General features: G+C 60.5%; 18 protein-coding genes. 17 read left to right on the top strand and 1 reads right to left on the bottom strand.

The window, feature by feature from the left end:
• The first annotated feature begins 107 nt into the window (after positions 1–107).
• The 13 genes from gspC to GJ746_RS04670 are packed head-to-tail and all read left to right on the top strand — an operon-like array spanning position 108 to position 11732.
• Positions 108–947 (top strand): type II secretion system protein GspC, encoded by an 840-nt coding sequence (gene gspC / locus GJ746_RS04730; protein WP_154682643.1) that lies wholly within the window; start codon positions 108–110, stop codon positions 945–947.
• Positions 948–2930, top strand: a complete 1983-nt coding sequence (gene pulD / locus GJ746_RS04725) for a GspD family T2SS secretin variant PulD (protein WP_154679155.1) — start codon at positions 948–950, stop codon at positions 2928–2930. It abuts the gene before it with no gap.
• Positions 2927–4420, top strand: coding sequence for a type II secretion system ATPase GspE (gspE, locus tag GJ746_RS04720; protein WP_154679154.1), 1494 nt, complete (start codon positions 2927–2929; stop codon positions 4418–4420). Before pulD ends, gspE begins: the two co-directional genes overlap by 4 nt.
• Before the next feature lies 1 nt (position 4421).
• Complete coding sequence (gspF, locus tag GJ746_RS04715; RefSeq protein ID WP_154679153.1) at positions 4422–5630, top strand: type II secretion system inner membrane protein GspF; 1209 nt, start codon at positions 4422–4424, stop codon at positions 5628–5630.
• A 20-nt stretch (positions 5631–5650) separates the two neighbouring features.
• Positions 5651–6073, top strand: coding sequence for a type II secretion system major pseudopilin GspG (gspG, locus tag GJ746_RS04710; protein ID WP_154679152.1), 423 nt, complete (start codon positions 5651–5653; stop codon positions 6071–6073).
• A complete protein-coding gene (gene gspH, locus GJ746_RS04705; RefSeq protein ID WP_154679151.1) occupies positions 6073–6585 on the top strand; it encodes a type II secretion system minor pseudopilin GspH in 513 nt (170 codons plus the stop codon). The genes gspG and gspH overlap by 1 nt, the downstream gene beginning before the upstream one ends.
• Positions 6582–6947 carry a type II secretion system minor pseudopilin GspI gene (gene gspI, locus GJ746_RS04700; RefSeq protein WP_154679150.1) on the top strand — a complete coding sequence of 122 codons (366 nt, stop codon included), beginning with the start codon at positions 6582–6584 and terminating at the stop codon, positions 6945–6947. The genes gspH and gspI overlap by 4 nt, the downstream gene beginning before the upstream one ends.
• Positions 6944–7540 carry a type II secretion system minor pseudopilin GspJ gene (gspJ, locus tag GJ746_RS04695; RefSeq protein WP_154679149.1) on the top strand — a complete coding sequence of 199 codons (597 nt, stop codon included), beginning with the start codon at positions 6944–6946 and terminating at the stop codon, positions 7538–7540. Before gspI ends, gspJ begins: the two co-directional genes overlap by 4 nt.
• Positions 7537–8517: a type II secretion system minor pseudopilin GspK gene (gene gspK / locus GJ746_RS04690; protein WP_154679148.1), complete on the top strand. Its 981-nt coding sequence runs from the start codon at positions 7537–7539 to the stop codon at positions 8515–8517. The genes gspJ and gspK overlap by 4 nt, the downstream gene beginning before the upstream one ends.
• Complete coding sequence (gene gspL / locus GJ746_RS04685; RefSeq protein WP_154679147.1) at positions 8510–9706, top strand: type II secretion system protein GspL; 1197 nt, start codon at positions 8510–8512, stop codon at positions 9704–9706. The genes gspK and gspL overlap by 8 nt, the downstream gene beginning before the upstream one ends.
• Positions 9699–10184 (top strand): type II secretion system protein M, encoded by a 486-nt coding sequence (locus GJ746_RS04680; protein ID WP_154679146.1) that lies wholly within the window; start codon positions 9699–9701, stop codon positions 10182–10184. Before gspL ends, GJ746_RS04680 begins: the two co-directional genes overlap by 8 nt.
• Positions 10174–10932, top strand: coding sequence for a type II secretion system protein N (locus tag GJ746_RS04675; protein ID WP_154679145.1), 759 nt, complete (start codon positions 10174–10176; stop codon positions 10930–10932). The genes GJ746_RS04680 and GJ746_RS04675 overlap by 11 nt, the downstream gene beginning before the upstream one ends.
• Complete coding sequence (locus tag GJ746_RS04670; protein ID WP_154679144.1) at positions 10932–11732, top strand: prepilin peptidase; 801 nt, start codon at positions 10932–10934, stop codon at positions 11730–11732. Before GJ746_RS04675 ends, GJ746_RS04670 begins: the two co-directional genes overlap by 1 nt.
• 96 nt (positions 11733–11828) lie before the next feature.
• On the opposite strand, the gene hrpB is transcribed toward GJ746_RS04670, so the two are convergent.
• A complete protein-coding gene (hrpB, locus tag GJ746_RS04665) occupies positions 11829–14258 on the bottom strand; it encodes an ATP-dependent helicase HrpB (protein ID WP_154679143.1) in 2430 nt (809 codons plus the stop codon).
• Between the two features lie 72 nt (positions 14259–14330).
• Here hrpB and thpR point away from each other — a divergent pair, with 72 nt between their 5' ends.
• From thpR to gluQRS, 4 genes are all read left to right on the top strand, one after another.
• Positions 14331–14867 carry an RNA 2',3'-cyclic phosphodiesterase gene (gene thpR / locus GJ746_RS04660; RefSeq protein WP_154679142.1) on the top strand — a complete coding sequence of 179 codons (537 nt, stop codon included), beginning with the start codon at positions 14331–14333 and terminating at the stop codon, positions 14865–14867.
• Positions 14867–15583 (top strand): DNA/RNA nuclease SfsA, encoded by a 717-nt coding sequence (gene sfsA, locus GJ746_RS04655; RefSeq protein ID WP_154679141.1) that lies wholly within the window; start codon positions 14867–14869, stop codon positions 15581–15583. Before thpR ends, sfsA begins: the two co-directional genes overlap by 1 nt.
• Positions 15584–15747: 164 nt before the next feature.
• Entirely contained in the window at positions 15748–16203 is a 456-nt protein-coding gene (dksA, locus tag GJ746_RS04650; RefSeq protein ID WP_004098689.1) for an RNA polymerase-binding protein DksA, read from the top strand.
• A gap of 57 nt (positions 16204–16260) precedes the next feature.
• The gene (gene gluQRS, locus GJ746_RS04645) at positions 16261–17142 is read left to right on the top strand and encodes a tRNA glutamyl-Q(34) synthetase GluQRS (RefSeq protein ID WP_154679140.1); all 882 of its coding nucleotides are present in this window, start codon (positions 16261–16263) and stop codon (positions 17140–17142) included.
• The last annotated feature ends 32 nt before the right edge of the window (positions 17143–17174 follow it).

The raw sequence follows: 17174 nt of genomic DNA, 5'->3' as shown, positions 1-17174 counted from the left end.
CTACACAGATCCCCACAATAAGCACGCTCAAAATAAAAAAAGCCCTACCAATATCGGCAGGGCAGTACCTTTTGCTGAGGGAAAATAGAATGAGCAAAGGAATGAAAATGCATAATTCCGTGATGAGATTAACAATATCAAATAAAAAAATAATTAATTACGCGCCGCATATTGTGACCTCCATCATATTATTTTTTATCTGCCAGCAGCTTGCGCAATTAACGTGGAAAATAATTCTCCCGGTAAACTTTACGGACACCGCATCGACCAATATCACTCTGACAACATCTCCAGACATTCCATCTAAAGCGGAGCTTCCGCGCTTTACCTTGTTTGGCATCGCAGAGAAAACCGCCGCGCCCGTCAGCGCCAATAACCTTCAGCAGGCCCCCATTTCAGCCCTGAAGCTACGCATTACCGGCCTGCTTGCCAGCACCGACCCATCCCGCGCTATTGCCATCATGGTAAAAGGTAATCAACAAGTTAGCCTGGGAATTGGCGATAGCACGCCGGGGGGAGAAGCTAAAATCGTCGCTATTTTCCCCGACCGTCTGATAGTCAATTATCGCGGCAGAAATGAGGCTATCCCGCTGTTTAACGATGAGCCCGGCGCCGTAAAAAATAGCGCAACGCCGCCAACCCGCCAGCTGGCGCATGAGTTACGCCGGCAACCGCAAAATATTCTTCACTACCTCAATATTTCGCCGGTCATGGACAATAACAAACTCAGCGGATATCGCCTGAATCCCGGCAAAGATCCGGCGTTATTTCGCCAGGCGGGGCTTCAGGAAAACGATCTGGCGACTGCCCTCAACGGTCTGGATTTACGCGATCAGGAACAAGCCCGGCAGGCATTAGAACAGCTTCAGGAATTAACTGAAATAACCCTTACCGTTGAACGCGACGGCCAGAAACACGATATTTATCTAGCCCTGAGGGATGAATAATTGATCATCACCACCGTTATCCGCTCATTTTCCCTGACGCTGCTGATATTCGCCACGCTGTTATTCCAACCAGCCTCGGCGGAAGAGTTCTCCGCCAGCTTCAAGGGAACCGATATTCAGGAATTTATCAATACGGTCAGTAAAAACCTGAATAAAACGGTCATTATCGATCCCAGCGTGCGCGGTACAATTACCGTGCGCAGCTACGATATGCTCAATGAAGAGCAATATTATCAATTCTTCCTCAGCGTCCTCGATGTCTACGGTTTCGCCGTAATTAATATGAATAACGGCGTGCTGAAAGTGGTGCGTTCAAAGGATGCAAAAACCGCCGCGGTGCCGGTAGCGAGCGATGCCGCGCCGGGTATCGGCGATGAAGTGGTCACCCGGGTAGTGCCGCTGACCAACGTCGCCGCCCGCGATCTGGCGCCGCTGCTGCGCCAGCTCAACGATAACGCCGGCGCGGGCAGCGTGGTGCACTATGAGCCTTCCAACGTTCTGCTGATGACCGGTCGCGCGGCGGTGATTAAACGCCTGCTGACCATTGTTGAGCGCGTCGATAACGCCGGAGACCGCAGCGTGGTGACCGTTCCGCTGTCCTGGGCCTCCGCCGCCGATGTCGTCAAGCTGGTGACCGAACTCAACAAAGACACCAGTAAATCGGCGCTGCCCGGCTCAATGGTGGCCAACGTAGTGGCCGATGAGCGCACCAACGCGGTGCTGGTCAGCGGCGAGCCCAACTCTCGCCAGCGGATCATCGCCATGATCAAGCAGCTCGACCGCCAGCAGGCAACGCAGGGCAATACCAAGGTTATCTACCTGAAATACGCCAAAGCTTCCGATCTGGTGGAGGTACTGACCGGAATCAGCAGCACGATTCAGAGCGAAAAGCAGGCCGCGAAGCCGGTGGCGGCGCTGGATAAAAATATCATTATCAAAGCCCACGGCCAGACCAACGCCCTGATTGTCACCGCTGCCCCGGACGTGATGAACGATCTTGAACGGGTAATCGAGCAGCTGGATATCCGCCGCCCGCAGGTGCTGGTGGAGGCGATCATCGCCGAAGTACAGGACGCTGACGGCCTTAACCTCGGCATCCAGTGGGCCAATAAAAACGCCGGCATGACCCAGTTCACCAATAGCGGCCTGCCGATCTCCACGGCCATCGCCGGAGCCAACCAGTACAACAAAGACGGTACCGTCAGCAGCTCGCTGGCCAGCGCCTTAAGCTCCTTTAACGGCATTGCCGCCGGGTTCTATCAGGGTAACTGGGCGATGCTTTTAACCGCTCTCTCCAGCAGCACCAAGAACGACATTTTGGCCACCCCGAGCATCGTTACTCTCGACAACATGGAAGCCACCTTTAACGTCGGCCAGGAAGTCCCGGTACTCACCGGTTCGCAAACCACCTCCGGCGATAACATCTTCAATACCGTCGAACGCAAAACCGTCGGCATCAAGCTGAAAGTAAAGCCGCAAATCAACGAAGGCGATTCGGTGCTGCTGGAGATAGAGCAAGAAGTATCGAGCGTAGCGGACGCCGCCTCCAGCACCAGTTCGGATCTCGGCGCGACCTTCAACACCCGCACGGTCAATAACGCGGTGCTGGTCGGCAGCGGCGAAACGGTGGTCGTCGGCGGCCTGCTGGATAAAAGCGTTTCCGACACCGCCGATAAAGTGCCGCTGCTCGGCGATATTCCGGTAATCGGCGCGCTATTCCGCTCCACCAGCAAAAAGGTTTCCAAACGTAATCTGATGCTGTTTATCCGCCCGACGGTGATCCGCGACCGCGACGAATACCGTCAGGCCTCATCCGGTCAGTACACCGCCTTTAACGACGCCCAGAGCAAACAGCGCGGTAAAGAGAGCAACGACGCGATGCTGAGCAACGATCTGCTGGAGATCTATCCGCGCCAGGATACCGCCGCGTTCCGCCAGGTGAGCGCCGCTATCGACGCGTTCAACCTGGGAGGGAATCTATGACGCCCGCCGCTGAACGACGCCCGCTGCTCCCCTTTAGCTACGCCCGCGCGCACAACGTGATGTTGCTGAGCAACGGCGCAAGCTGCGAGGTTTTCTGCCTCGCCGCCACCGCGCCGCAGGTGCTGCTGGAAGCCCGCCGGGTAGCCGCGATGCCGTTCAGCCTCGAAAGGCTGGAAGAAGAGGCGTTCGAAAAGCTGCTGGTGCTGAGCTATCAGCGCGACTCCGTCGAAGCCCGGCGCATGATGGCCGATATCGGCAACGAGCTGGACTTATATACCCTTGCCGAAGAGCTGCCGGACACCGACGACCTGCTGGATAGCGAAGACGACGCGCCGATTATTCGCCTGATAAACGCCATGCTCACCGAAGCGATCAAAGAAAAAGCGTCGGATATTCATATCGAAACCTATGAACGCCACCTGCAAATTCGCTTTCGCGTCGACGGCGTACTGCGCGAAATCCTGCGTCCCCAGCGTCGCCTCGCCGCGCTGCTGATCTCGCGCATTAAGGTAATGGCAAGCCTCGACATCGCCGAAAAGCGCATTCCTCAGGACGGGCGTATGGCGCTGCGCATTGGCGGACGCGCCGTCGATGTACGCGTCTCCACCCTGCCGTCGAGCTACGGCGAACGCGTGGTGCTGCGTCTGCTCGATAAAAACAGCGTTAATCTCGACCTGCTGACCCTCGGGATGTCGCCCGCCCTGCTTCAGCAGGTGGATGGGCTAATCGCCCGCCCGCACGGCATTGTGCTGGTCACCGGGCCGACCGGCTCGGGAAAAAGCACTACCCTCTACGCCGCGCTGAGCCGCCTCGACGCCCGCGAACGCAACATTATGACCATTGAGGACCCAATCGAATACGAGCTGGAGGGCATCGGTCAAACCCAGGTGAACGCCAAAGTCGATATGACCTTTGCCCGCGGGCTGCGCGCCATTTTGCGCCAGGACCCTGACGTGGTGCTGGTGGGAGAAATCCGCGACGGTGAGACGGCGCAGATCGCCGTTCAGGCCTCGCTAACCGGCCACCTGGTGCTCTCAACGCTGCATACCAACAGCGCGCTGGGCGCTATCTCGCGCCTGCAGGATATGGGCGTCGAGCCTTTTCTGCTCTCCACCTCGCTACTGGCGGTGATGTCGCAGCGGCTGGTACGCCAGCTCTGCCCGCACTGCCGCCAGCAGGAACCGGCCAATGCTGACACCGCCCGTCAAATGAATATCGCCCCCGGCACGGCGCTCTGGCAGCCCCGGGGCTGCGCCGAATGCGGCTTTACCGGCTATCGCGGACGCACCGGCATTCACGAACTGCTGCTGGTGGACGACCGCGTGCGCATGGCTATCCACCGCGGCGAAAACGAGGTGACGCTGATCCAACAGCTGGGAGCGGACTATATGACCCTGCGCCACGCCGGACGCGAGAAGGTACTGGCGGGGATCACCAGCTGGCAAGAGGTGCTGCGGGTCACCGAACAGCAGATCGCGGAGGCCTCCTGAGATGGCGCAGTTTCGCTTTCAGGCCCTCGACGAAAACGGTAAACCCCGGCGCGGCGTCCAGCAGGCGGACTCCGCCCGTCACGCGCGCCAGCTGCTGCGAGAAAAGGGCTGGCTGGCGCTGGAAATCGATCCGGCGGACAACGGCGGCGGCGGACGACGGCGCTTTACCCGCCGCACTAACGCCCGCGATCTCGCCCTCATTACCCGCCAGCTGGCGACGCTGGTCGCCGCCGCCATCCCGCTGGAAAAAGCGCTCGACGCGGTGGCCCAGCAGTGTGAGAAACCACAGCTGAAAACCCTGATTGCCGGCGTGCGCGGCAAAGTGCTGGAAGGCCATTCGCTGGCGGAAGCGATGCGCGGCTACCCGGGCTGCTTCGACGAGCTCTACTGCGCGATGGTCGCCGCCGGAGAAGCTTCCGGCCACCTCGATGGCGTACTGAACCGGCTGGCGGACTACACCGAGCAGCGCCAGCAGCTTCGCGCCCGGCTGCTGCAGGCGATGATTTACCCCATCGTGCTGACTTTTGTTGCCGTCAGCGTGATTGTGATTCTGCTCTCAACGGTAGTGCCGAAGGTCGTCGATCAGTTTATTCACCTCAAGCAGGCGCTGCCGTTTTCCACCCGTCTGCTGATGGCGATGAGCGATCTGCTGCGCGCCGCCGGCCCGTTGCTGCTGCTGACAACCCTGCTCGTCGTCCTGCTACTGCGCTACCTCCTGCGACAACCGGCAAAGCGGCTGGCCTGGCACAGGCTGCTGCTGCGCCTGCCGCTGATTGGCCGGGTCGCGCGCAGCGTTAACAGCGCCCGCTACGCCCGCACCCTGAGCATTCTCAACGCCAGCGCCGTTCCGCTGCTGCTGGCGATGCGCATCAGCGCGGAAGTATTAAGCAACGCCTGGGCGAAGCGCCAGCTGGAAGCCGCCAGCGACGCGGTACGCGAAGGCGTCAGCCTGCATCGCGCCCTTGAAATGACCCAGCTTTTCCCGCCGATGATGCGCTACATGGTCGCCAGCGGCGAGCAGAGCGGCGAGCTCAACGGCATGCTGGAGCGCGCGGCGGATAACCAGGACCGGGATCTCAGCGCGCAAATTCAGCTGGCCCTCAGCCTGTTTGAACCCCTGCTGGTGGTGGCGATGGCCGGCATGGTGCTGTTTATCGTCCTCGCCATCCTGCAACCGATACTGCAGCTCAATACCCTGATGAGTATGTAATTGTTCTAATGGAGAAAAATATGCAACGACAGCGCGGATTCACCTTACTGGAAATCATGGTGGTGATTGTTATCCTCGGCGTGCTCGCCAGCCTGGTGGTGCCCAACCTGATGGGCAACAAAGAAAAGGCCGACCGGCAAAAAGTGGTCAGCGACCTTGTGGCGCTTGAAGGGGCGCTGGACATGTACAAACTGGACAACAGCCGCTATCCCACCACCGAACAAGGGCTGCAGGCGCTGGTCAGCGCGCCATCGGCCGAGCCGCACCCGCGCAACTATCCTGAAGGCGGCTATATTCGCCGTCTGCCGCAGGATCCCTGGGGCAACGATTATCAGTTACTGAGCCCCGGCCAGCACGGACAGGTGGATATTTTCAGCCTCGGGCCGGACGGCGTGCCGGAGAGCAATGACGATATCGGCAACTGGACTCTCGGGAAGAAATAGTGCGCCAGCGCGGCTTTACGCTACTGGAGATGATGCTCATTTTGCTGCTGATGGGCGTCAGCGCGGGCATGGTGATGCTGGCTTTCCCGGCTTCGCGTGACGATAGCGCGGCGCAAACGCTGGCGCGCTTTGAGGCACAGCTGCGCTTTATCCAGCAGCGAGGGCTGCAAACCGGCCAGTTTTTTGGCGTCTCGGTACATCCCGACGGCTGGCAGTTTATGGTATTACAGGCCCGAGAAAGCAGCGATCCGCCCCCCGCCAGCAACGACTGGAACGGCTATCGCTGGCTGCCGCTGCGCGCCGGACGCGTCGCCTCCTCTGGCCAGGTTGTCGGTGACCAGCTGCGTCTTACTTTTCCGCAGGGCGAGGTCTGGACGCCTGGCAACAATCCCGATGTGCTGATTTTCCCCGGCGGCGAAATGACGCCGTTCCAGCTCAGTATCGGCGATAAGCCGGGTATCGCTTTTGATGCGCGCGGCGAAAGCCTGGCTGCAACGCAGGAGGCGCCATGAAAAAGCAGTCCGGTATGACGCTGATTGAAGTGATGGTGGCGCTGGTGGTATTCGCCCTCGCCGGGCTGGCGATAATGCAGGCCACGCTCCAGCAAACCCGCCAGCTGGGACGAATGGAGGAAAAAACCCTGGCCAGTTGGCTGGCGGATAATCAGCTGGTACAGCTTAAGCTGGAAAACCGCTGGCCCGCGCTGGGCTGGTCGGAAACCACGGTGCAGGCGGCGGGCGTCAGCTGGCATATTCGCTGGCATGGCGTGGAGACCGACCTGCCGCAGCTGCGGGCGCTGGACGTCGAAGTCCGCCATGCCAAAAGCGACAAGATGCCGGTCTCTTCGCTACGCACCTACGTGACGCAGCCATGAATCAGCGCTCGCGTGGCTTCACCCTTATCGAAATGCTGCTGGCGCTGGCGATCCTCGCGGCGCTTAGCGTCGCTGCCATAACGGTACTGCAAAACGTCATGCGCACCGATACGCTCACCCGTGATAAAAGCGAGCGCATGCAGGCGCTACAGCAAACGTTCAGCCAAATGGCGGCGGACTTTAGCCAAATCATTCCCCGCCGCAGCCGCGACAGCACGAGCCTGTTTTTTGCCGGGCGCTTCCAGCTCGGCAGCGACGACGGGGCGATCGCCTTTAGCCGTAACGGCTGGCCCAATCCTTTGGGGCTCCTGCCGCGTTCGGAAATTCAGAACGTTAGCTACCGTCTACGCGGCAACCAGCTGGAACGCCTGAGCTACGACCAGCAGGACCCACTGCCCGGCAGCCAGCCCACGGTAAACGTGGTGCTGCGCGGCGTTCATGCGTTCCGCCTGCGCTTTTACGCCAGCGGCCGCTGGCAGGACGAATGGCAGCAGCCGCAGACGCTGCCGCAGGGGCTGGAAGTGACCCTGACGCTGGAACAGATCGGCGAGATCCGTCGGCTGTTTCTGCTGACGCCGGGAGGCAGCCAATGAACACCCGCCAGCGCGGCGTCGCCCTGCTGATGGTGCTGCTGATCCTCGCTCTGATGATGGTGCTGGCGAGCGCCATGACCGAGCGCAGCGCGCGGATGTACCAGCAAACCGCCACCACCCTCGATAATCTGCAGGCCAAATGGTACGCGCTGGGGGCGGAAACTATGGCAGCGGCGCTGCTGCAACGCGATGCGCTCGACTCGCCGAACAAGACCCATCTGGCGCAGAACTGGGCCCAGCAGGGACGCCGCTTTACGGTTAATGACGGCGAGATTTACGCCACCATTAGCGATGCCCAGGCCTGCTTCAACCTCAACGCGATTAACCAGCGCAACGGCGATGAAAGCGCCGAAATGCCTTATCCCGCGCAGGTGTTTACCCGGCTGCTGGAAAATCTCGGCAGCGAGCCGCTGCGTGCTTTACAGCTGACCGCCGCCCTGCGCGACTGGGTCGACAGCGATCGCCAGCCGCTGCTGAACGGCGCGGAGGACGAAGTCTATATGGCGCAATCACCCGGCTATCTGACCGGTAATCAGCCGCTGCAGGACGTCAGCGAACTGCGCCTGCTGGCCGGGATGGACGCTGCGCTCTATCAGCGCCTGCTGCCGTTTGTCTGCGCGCTTCCGGACGATGCGCTGCAGGTGAACGTCAATACCCTACAGCCCGCTCAGGCCGCGCTGCTGGCGGCGCTGTTCCCGACAGAACTCACCGTCTCTGAAGCCCGGCAGCTAGTACAAACCCGCGCGGCTACCGGCTGGAGCAGCGTCGCCGCCTTCCTGTCGCAGCCGATATTACAAAAAACCGATACCGCCGCCGCACGCCCGGGGCTGGCGGTTCACAGCGAGCGTTTTATCGCCACGTTCAGCGTGGTGATGGGCAACGCCCGCTATCAGCAACGTAGCCTCCTGCAAAAGCAGGGGCGAACCTTCAGCGTCGTCCAGCGGCGCTACGGAATCTACTGGGTAGCCGATGAATAACCACCATACCTCTTCCGCCGCCGTGCTGATTATTCGCCTCAACTCCGACGCCGACACGGCGGTATGGCGGCTGGTCGCGCCGGGCGAGGCGGCGCAGGCCGGAGAATGGCATCCTGATGATGGCGAGCAGACGCTCAGCCTGCTGGCGCAGCGCTATCCGGCATGGGTGCTGGTGCCCGCCAGCGACTGCGCATTTCATCACGCCACTCTGCCCGCCGGAGCGCGCAGAAAACCGCAGCAGGCGCTGGCATTTTTACTCGAAGAACAGCTGGCGACGGAGGTGGAAGAGTGCCACTTTGCCCTGCTCCATCAGGAAAAAACCAACTGCGCCGTGGCGGTGGTCGGGCGGCAAAAAATGCGTGCCTGGCAGGCCTGGTGCGAGAGGCTTGGGCTCAACGTGCTGGCTCTGACGCCGGATGTTCTTGCGCTGCCGCCGAATCCCACCGGCTGGAGCGCCGTACGCTGCGGCGAGCAGTGGCTGTTTCGCTGCGCTACCTGGAACGGAATGGCGGTGGAAAGCGCATGGCTCGACGAACTGCTGGCCCACTGGCCCAACGTTGCGCCCATCGCCTGCTACTCGCCGCCGCCGGATATTGCCGCGCCGTGGCAGCCTCTCCCGGAGCAGGATCTGCTGGCGCTGGCGGCGGCCAATCCCGATGCGCGCAGAATCTGCTTACGCCAGGGCGATTTTGCCGCTAAACGCCGCCGGCAGCCGACGCCACGACGCTGGCGCCCGGCAATCGCCGGGGCGCTGGCGCTGATGCTGCTGTGGAGCGGTAATCGCCTCCACGATCATCTCATGCTGGAACAGCAGGCCGACGCCGCCGTGCAGGCCAGCCGTGACTTTTATCGCCAGTGGTTCAAAAGCGAAAAAAACATCGTCAACCCGCGCCTGCAGATGCAGCAGCATCTGCGCAAGCTGGAAAGCTCGGGGAGGCAACCGGCGCTAATCTCTCGGCTCGGCGCCGTGCAGCAAATCATCACCGAAACGCCGGGAATCCGCCTGCGCTCCCTGAGTTTTGACGGCGCACGCAACACGCTGCAGCTGGAGATATCCGCCGTTTCAACACAGGCTCTGGAGCAGTTCAGCAATCGCGCACGAGCGGGGTTTCGCGTGCAGACCGGCGAGATGAAGCCGCGCGCCGACGGTATTGAGGGTCGTCTGACGCTGGAGGGCAACGATGCATAATCTGCTCGCCTTATGGCAACAGCGTACGCGCCGCGAACGGCGTCTGCTGCTGGTAATGGGTGCGATGTTGCTTATCGGCCTGTCCTGGTACGCGCTCTGGCAGCCCTGGCAAAATCGCGAAGCGCAGTGGCGGCAAACGCTGGCCAGAGAGCAGGCCAGCCTGCAGTGGATGCGCCAGCAGACTCCCCTTCTGCGGCAGCTTCATAATCAGCGGCCACCTGCCGCGCCGGGGGAACCATCCACACTCATTATGCGCGAGGCCGCACGCCACGGTATCACTATCGTTCGCCTGCAGGCGCAGGGTTCCCGCCTGAGCCTCAGCGTGCAGCCCGCCGATTTCCAGGCGCTGATGGCATGGCTGGACGCGCTGGGCCAGGCGAGGATGACTACCGCTACGCTGGCGGTGGCCGCCGTTACGCAGCAGCCCGGCTGGGTCACCATCAATACGCTGGTGCTGGAGCGTAGCGATGAAAAATAAGCTCACTATTGGCCTGCTGCTTGTGACGGTCTATCTCTTCTGGCTACTGCTTAGCGCTCCGGCGCGACTGCTAACCCTGGCGCTGCCGGAAGGCGTACGGCTGGCGCAAACGTCGGGTACGCTGTGGCAAGGGGGAGCCCGGCATGCCAGCTGGCGTGGCGTTGAGATAGACCATTTACGCTGGGAGTTTGGTTTCTCGTCCTGGCTTCCCGGCTGGCATATCCGTTTTAACGACCCGTCCGGGCTGCGCGGCCAGGCCTGGCTGCACGGTCTGAACGAATTTGTGGTACGCGAGGGGCGCCTGACGGTTCCGGCCCGTTTTATCAGCCAGCGGTTAGCGCTCGGAGTACCCCTGGAAGCCAGCGGTCAGGTGGTGCTGACGCTACCGGAGGCCAGCTTTAACGCCAACGGCTGCCAGCAGTTAGCCGGGAGCAATGTGCTATGGCAGGATGCGGCGCTCAGCTCCCCGGCAGGTACGCTTGAACTGGCGCAGGTAAAAGGCAAATTAAGCTGTACCCCGCCGGGCGCGCTGGCTATCGCCCTGACCCAGGACTCTCATCAGCTTAGCCTCGTCGGACAGGGGTCTATCGCACCCGATGGCCGCTACAGGTTCAACGGCACGCTGCAAGCCCGTCAGGCGACTCCAGCGCTGCTCACGCTGCTGGTCGCGCAAAACGCCCGTCAAGATGAGCAGGGGCGTACGCCGTGGCAGTGGCAAGGACAGTGGCTATCCGGGGGGAGAGAATAATGATAGAAAACATCGCGCTGTTGCCGGAGTTCGCCGCGCAATATCCGCTTATCTGGAGCGGATTTTTACTCCTTTTTGGCCTGGCGTTCGGCAGCTTTTTTAACGTCGTTATCCACCGTTTACCGCTGATGATGGAACAAACGGAGGCAATGAATCTCTGTTTTCCCGCTTCGTTCTGTCCGCAGTGCCACCAGCCTATCGCCTGGCGGGACAATATTCCGCTGCTGAGCTTCCTGTGGCTGAAGGGGCGTTCACGCTGTTGTGGGCTACCGATTCCCCATCGTTATCCGCTTATCGAGCTGGCGAGCGGCGCGCTGTTTATGCTGATCGGATACCTGTTCCCACCGGGCATACCGCTGCTGGGCGGCTTACTTCTGCTGTCGGTTCTACTGATTCTTGCAGCCATCGACGCGCAAACGCAGCTGCTGCCCGATCGGCTGACACTCCCGCTGCTGTGGGCCGGGCTGCTGTTCAACCTTAGCGATACCTTTGTACCGCTGGCAGAATCGGTCATCGGCGCAATGGCCGGGTATTTGTCGCTGTGGTCGGTGTACTGGATATTTCGTCTGCTGACAGCTACAGAGGCGCTGGGGTACGGCGATTTTAAACTGCTGGCGGCGCTCGGCGCGTGGCTCGGCTGGCAGGCGCTGCCGCAGACGCTGCTGCTGGCTTCCGCCAGCGGCCTGATGTGGACGCTGCTGCAGCGGCTGGTAACCCGTCGTTCGCTCGAACAACCTCTGGCCTTCGGCCCCTGGCTGGCGCTGGCGGGCGGCGGGATATTTTTGTGGGGCCAGGTTTAAAACATCCCCTGCTCGCGCTGCGCTTAGCAGGGCTACGGACCGTGCTGGTCTGGTAGACCGGATAAGGCGGTAAGCCGCAACCCGGGAACTCTCCGGTTACGAATATTTTTTGGTGCGTCGGGTTGGGGCTGTGTTTGCCGGATCGTCCGGCCAAACGTGCTTGGGATAGCGCCCTTTCATCTCTTTTTGTACCTCGCGATAGCTCCCCTGCCAGAACGCGCCTAAATCGCGGGTGATCTGCAGCGGGCGCTGCGCCGGCGACAGCAGCTCCAGCACCAGCGGCACCCGCCCCTGGGCAATAGTCGGGGTCGTCGCCTCGCCAAACATCTCCTGCATCCGTACCGCCAGCGCCGGAGGGTTATCAGCGTGATAACGAATCGCGATGCGGCTACCGGTCGGTACCGTATAGTGGGTGGGCAGTTCGCTATCCAGCTTCTGGCGAAGCTGCCACGGCAGCCAGTTTTGCAGCGCCTGACGCACATCCAGCGCCTTCAGCGCGCGCAGCGAATGCACGCCCGTCATCTGCGGTAACAGCCACTGCTCAAGCGAAGCCAGCAGCGATGCCTCATCAACGGCTGGCCACGCCTCCTCCGGCAGCCACTGGGCCGCACAGTGCAGGCGCAGGCGCAGCTGCTCCGCCTCCGGCGTCCAGTTAAGCACGCCCAGCCCCTTCTCGCGGATGCCGTTGAGCATCGCCTGATGCAGCTCCTCTTCCGACGGCTTCGCCAGCGGTTGAGTTTTAATCACCAGCCGTCCGATACAGGTGCGCCGCCAGGCCTTCAGCGTCCCTAATGCCTCATCCCACTCGACGATATCGGAACGCTGCGCCAGCATCGGACAGCGCTCAATCAGCGCATTAATATCCACCGGTAAAGCCAGCAGGATCCGCGCATCCGGCGACGCACTCCCCTGCAACAGTAGCGGCGCGATCAGCCACTCGTGGCGGCCCAGCGCATCGTCGGCGTCGAGCATCGCCCCCATTCCATTAGCCAGCTGATAGCGCCCCTCCTGGCCGCGACGATGGGCGATACGGTCGGCAAAAGCGGAAGCCAGCAGCGCCGCGATTCTGTTGGCGTCAGGCTGACCGCCGCGGACCGCCAGCCTTTTCATGAGCTGCTGCGCCCGCTGCTGCCAGTTAGTCTGCTGTCGGGCAAACGCCGCGCCGAGATCGCTATTGCCGCCGCGCGGCGGCTCTTCCAGGATCGCCGCCAGCTTAGCCGCCGTTGCGGCGTCATCGGCATCATCCGTCGCGGTCAGCATCGCCGCCAGCCGCGGATCGTTGCCCAGAGCCGCCATTTTGCGCCCGTGCGCCGAAAGCCGCTCTCCCTCCAGTGCAGAGAGTTCGCTGAGCAGACGACGAGCCGCCGCCAGGTTGGCCGCAGGCGGCAGATCCAGCCAGCTAAGCTGAGCCGGGTCCTGGCATCCCCACTGCAAAAGCTCCAGCAGCAGCGCCGACAGATCGCTTTGCAGGATTTCCGGATCGCCCTGCGCCGCCGCGCGTTCGGCCTGCTCTTTCGCCAGCAGATGCAGGCAGATACCCGGCTCCAGACGCCCGGCGCGTCCGGCACGCTGGGTCATTGAGGCCTGGCTGATACGTTGCGTCACCAGACGGGTTAGCCCGGTGCGCGCATCAAAACGCGCGACCCGCTCCTGAGCGCTATCCACCACCAGACGGATCCCCTCTATGGTCAAACTGGTTTCGGCGATATTGGTTGCCAGCACCACTTTGCGCATCCCGTCAGGCGCCGGCAATATCGCCTTACGCTGCTCGCTTAGCGGCAGAGCGCCGTACAGCGGGCAAAGAACTACATCGTTCGCTACCCGCTCTGCCAGCCGCTCCTGCACCCGCTGAATCTCGCCAACGCCGGGCAGAAACAGCAGCATTGAGCCGGTTTCGCTGCGCAGCAGTTCCGCGGCGGCAATGGCTACCGCCTCGTCGAAGCGCTGATGGGTCGGCAACGGCAGAAAACGCCGCTCAACCGGAAACGCTCGCCCTTCGGAAACCACCACCGGCGCTTCCGGCAGCAGCCGCTGCAGGCGTTCATTGTCCAGGGTTGCCGACATAATCAGCAGCTTGAGATCGTCGCGCAGCCCCTGCTGTACGTCGAGCAGCAGCGCCAGCGCCAGATCCGCCTGCAGGCTGCGCTCGTGGAATTCATCGAGGATCACCAGGCCTACTCCTCCCAGCTCCGGATCGCGCTGGATCATCCGCGTCAAAATGCCTTCCGTCACCACTTCGAGACGCGTATTCGGCCCGACGCAGGTATCGGCGCGCATACGGTAGCCTATGGTCTCGCCGGGCTTCTCTCCCAGCTGTTCCGCCAGCCGTTGCGCGACGTTGCGCGCCGCCAGCCGCCGCGGCTCCAGCAGAATAATGCGCCCATTATTTTCACCGTGAGCAAGAATTTGCAGCGGCAGCCAGGTAGATTTCCCGGCGCCGGTTGGCGCGTTAAGCAGAACCTGCGGCGCATGCTGCAGGGCAGAGAGAAGTTCAGGGAGGACGGCGGCAACCGGCAATAAGGACACAAAACGCTCCGGAGGTTAACATTTGCGGGCAAGCATTGTAGCATCCCGATAATTCATTACCGAGTCTCTATCATGTCCGAGCCGAAAAGGCTGTTTTTCGCCATTGCACTTCCAGGAGAGGTTCAGCGGCAGATCGTTCACTGGCGCGCCGCCAGCTTCCCCGACGATGCGGGTCGGCCGGTGGCGGCAGATAATCTCCATCTGACGCTGGCGTTTCTTGGCGACGTGAGCGCGGACAAACAGCAGGCGCTGTCGACAATGGCGGGACGTATTCGCCAGCCGGGCTTTACCCTGACCCTTGATGATGCCGGACAGTGGCTGCGTTCGCGAGTGGTGTGGCTGGGCACCCGTCAGCCGCCGCGCGGGGTTCTGCAACTGGCAAATATGCTGCGCGCTCAGGCTGCCCGCAGCGGCTGCTACCAGAACCCGCAGCCTTTTCATCCGCATATCACTCTGCTGCGCGATGCCCGCCACGCGGTGCCAATTCCAGCGCCCGGATTCAGCTGGGCGTTCGCGGTCAATGAGTTTGTACTCTACGAGTCCAGTTTTAGCCGCGGACGTACCCGCTATAAGGCGCTGGAACGTTACCCCTTTGACAAGGAAAGCTGATGCTGTTTACTCCTCCGCTACAGTCCGCCACCCTAATTAAACGTTACAAACGGTTTCTCGCCGATGTGATCACCCCCGATGGTCGTGAGCTGACCCTGCACTGCCCCAACACCGGCGCGATGACCGGCTGCGCCGCGCCGGGCGATACCGTCTGGTACTCCACCTCAGATAATCCCAAGCGCAAATATGCCCATACCTGGGAATTAACTGAAACCGTACAGGGCGCGATAATTTGTGTTAATACTTTACGGGCCAATACGTTGGCGAAAGAAGCGATTCTGCAAGGAAATATTCCCGAACTTTTAGGCTATAACACGCTGAAAAGCGAAGTGAAATACGGAGATGAAAGCAGCCGTATTGATATTCTGTTACAGGCGGATGACCGACAGAACTGCTATATTGAAGTGAAATCGGTTACGTTGGCGGAAAAAGAGTACGGTTACTTCCCCGATGCGGTTACCGAACGCGGTCAGAAGCACCTGCGGGAGCTGATGAGCGTGGCGGCAGCGGGCGACCGGGCGGTAATCATGTTCGCCGTACTACACTCGGCGATCGACCGTTTCTCACCCGCGCATCATATTGATGCCAGATACGCACAGTTATTGATTGAGGCACAAAACAAGGGGGTGGAAATTCTCGCGTACAAGGCGGAACTTTCTACCGAGAAAATAACTCTGAATAAGCCAATTACCGTGGTGTTAACCCCCGGTAAATGAACGGCTAAATAGTATTCGGGTCGCGAGCGCAAATACGCTTTTCCTCACAGGGTTGTCAAGTGTAACGTTTAGATAATTGCTATCCGGAAAAGCATCTGCTATTTATAGCGGCCTGATTTTTCCCCCAACACGGGGATCGATAGTGCGTGTTAAGGAGAAGCAACATGCAAGAAGGGCAAAACCGTAAAACATCGTCCCTGAGTATTCTCTCCATCGCTGGGGTGGAGCCGTACCAAGTGAAGCCGGGCGAAGAGTATATGAACGAAGCCCAGCTGGCGCACTTCAAGCGCATTCTTGAAGCATGGCGTAATCAACTTAGGGATGAAGTGGATCGCACCGTAACGCATATGCAGGATGAAGCAGCTAACTTCCCGGATCCGGTAGACCGTGCCGCTCAGGAAGAAGAGTTCAGCCTGGAACTGCGTAACCGCGACCGCGAACGTAAACTGATCAAAAAGATCGAGAAAACCCTGAAAAAAGTCGAAGACGAAGATTTCGGCTTCTGTGAATCCTGTGGCGTCGAGATTGGTATCCGTCGTCTGGAAGCGCGTCCGACCGCTGACCTGTGCATTGATTGCAAAACGCTGGCGGAAATTCGCGAAAAACAGATGGCAGGCTAATTCACTTCGCTGGCACATCTCTGGCGGGAGCTTTCTCCCGCCCTGATGCTTTATATCATGAAAGATTCACGCTACATCGGGCGCTTTGCCCCCTCTCCTTCCGGTGAACTCCACTTCGGCTCATTGATTGCCGCGCTTGGCAGCTATCTGCAGGCTCGGGCGCAGAAGGGTATCTGGCGCGTGCGCATTGAAGATATCGATCCGCCGCGCGAAGTTCCCGGCGCCGCTGAGACCATTCTTCGTCAGTTAGAACACTACGGCCTGCACTGGGACGGAGAGGTGCTGTGGCAGTCTCAGCGCCACGAAGCCTATCGCGAGCGCCTGGCCTGGCTGCACGAACAGGGTCTCTGCTACTACTGCACCTGCCCCCGCGCGCGTATTCACAGCATTGGCGGAATTTATGATGGCCACTGCCGGGATTTACATCTCGGTGCGGAAAACGCCGCTCTGCGCCTGCGGCAAACGCGTCCAGTCCTCGAATTTTACGACCAGCTGCGCGGCACTATCGTTGCCGACGAGCCGCTGGCGCGTGAAGACTTTATTATCCACCGCCGCGATGGGCTGTTCGCCTATAATCTGGCGGTAGTCGTGGACGATCACTTTCAGGGGGTCAGCGAAATCGTCCGCGGCGCCGATCTGATCGAACCGACGGTACGGCAGATTTCGCTGTATCAACATTTTGGCTGGCAGGCGCCGGACTATATCCATTTGCCGCTGGCCCTCAACGCGCAGGGCAATAAACTGTCGAAACAAAACCACGCTCCGGCCCTATCGGAAGGCGATCCGCGCCCGGAAATTGTGCGGGCGCTAACGTTTCTTAATCAGGATGTCATTCAGGAATGGCGGACGCTGAGCATTGAGGATTTACTCAAGTACGCGATAGCGAACTGGCGGCCGGAGCAAATCCAGCATTCTCAAATGCGTTCTGCTGAGCTATGATTAGCCGCTATTTTTCGCAGTATATTTTGATC

The organism is Klebsiella oxytoca (genome assembly GCF_009707385.1).
Taxonomy (GTDB): Bacteria; Pseudomonadota; Gammaproteobacteria; order Enterobacterales; family Enterobacteriaceae; genus Klebsiella; species Klebsiella oxytoca_C.
This window is presented reverse-complemented; position numbering and strand designations above follow the sequence as displayed.

Coding starts and splice junctions, on each gene's coding strand:
- gspL (WP_154679147.1), top strand. CDS start 8,510: ATGAATAACCACCATACCTCTTCCGCCGCCGTGCTGATTATTCGCCTC.
- thpR (WP_154679142.1), top strand. CDS start 14,331: ATGTCCGAGCCGAAAAGGCTGTTTTTCGCCATTGCACTTCCAGGAGAG.
- gspC (WP_154682643.1), top strand. CDS start 108: ATGCATAATTCCGTGATGAGATTAACAATATCAAATAAAAAAATAATT.
- gspF (WP_154679153.1), top strand. CDS start 4,422: ATGGCGCAGTTTCGCTTTCAGGCCCTCGACGAAAACGGTAAACCCCGG.
- gspG (WP_154679152.1), top strand. CDS start 5,651: ATGCAACGACAGCGCGGATTCACCTTACTGGAAATCATGGTGGTGATT.
- gluQRS (WP_154679140.1), top strand. CDS start 16,261: ATGAAAGATTCACGCTACATCGGGCGCTTTGCCCCCTCTCCTTCCGGT.
- gspK (WP_154679148.1), top strand. CDS start 7,537: ATGAACACCCGCCAGCGCGGCGTCGCCCTGCTGATGGTGCTGCTGATC.
- GJ746_RS04680 (WP_154679146.1), top strand. CDS start 9,699: ATGCATAATCTGCTCGCCTTATGGCAACAGCGTACGCGCCGCGAACGG.
- gspE (WP_154679154.1), top strand. CDS start 2,927: ATGACGCCCGCCGCTGAACGACGCCCGCTGCTCCCCTTTAGCTACGCC.
- dksA (WP_004098689.1), top strand. CDS start 15,748: ATGCAAGAAGGGCAAAACCGTAAAACATCGTCCCTGAGTATTCTCTCC.
- GJ746_RS04675 (WP_154679145.1), top strand. CDS start 10,174: ATGAAAAATAAGCTCACTATTGGCCTGCTGCTTGTGACGGTCTATCTC.
- GJ746_RS04670 (WP_154679144.1), top strand. CDS start 10,932: ATGATAGAAAACATCGCGCTGTTGCCGGAGTTCGCCGCGCAATATCCG.
- sfsA (WP_154679141.1), top strand. CDS start 14,867: ATGCTGTTTACTCCTCCGCTACAGTCCGCCACCCTAATTAAACGTTAC.
- gspJ (WP_154679149.1), top strand. CDS start 6,944: ATGAATCAGCGCTCGCGTGGCTTCACCCTTATCGAAATGCTGCTGGCG.
- gspI (WP_154679150.1), top strand. CDS start 6,582: ATGAAAAAGCAGTCCGGTATGACGCTGATTGAAGTGATGGTGGCGCTG.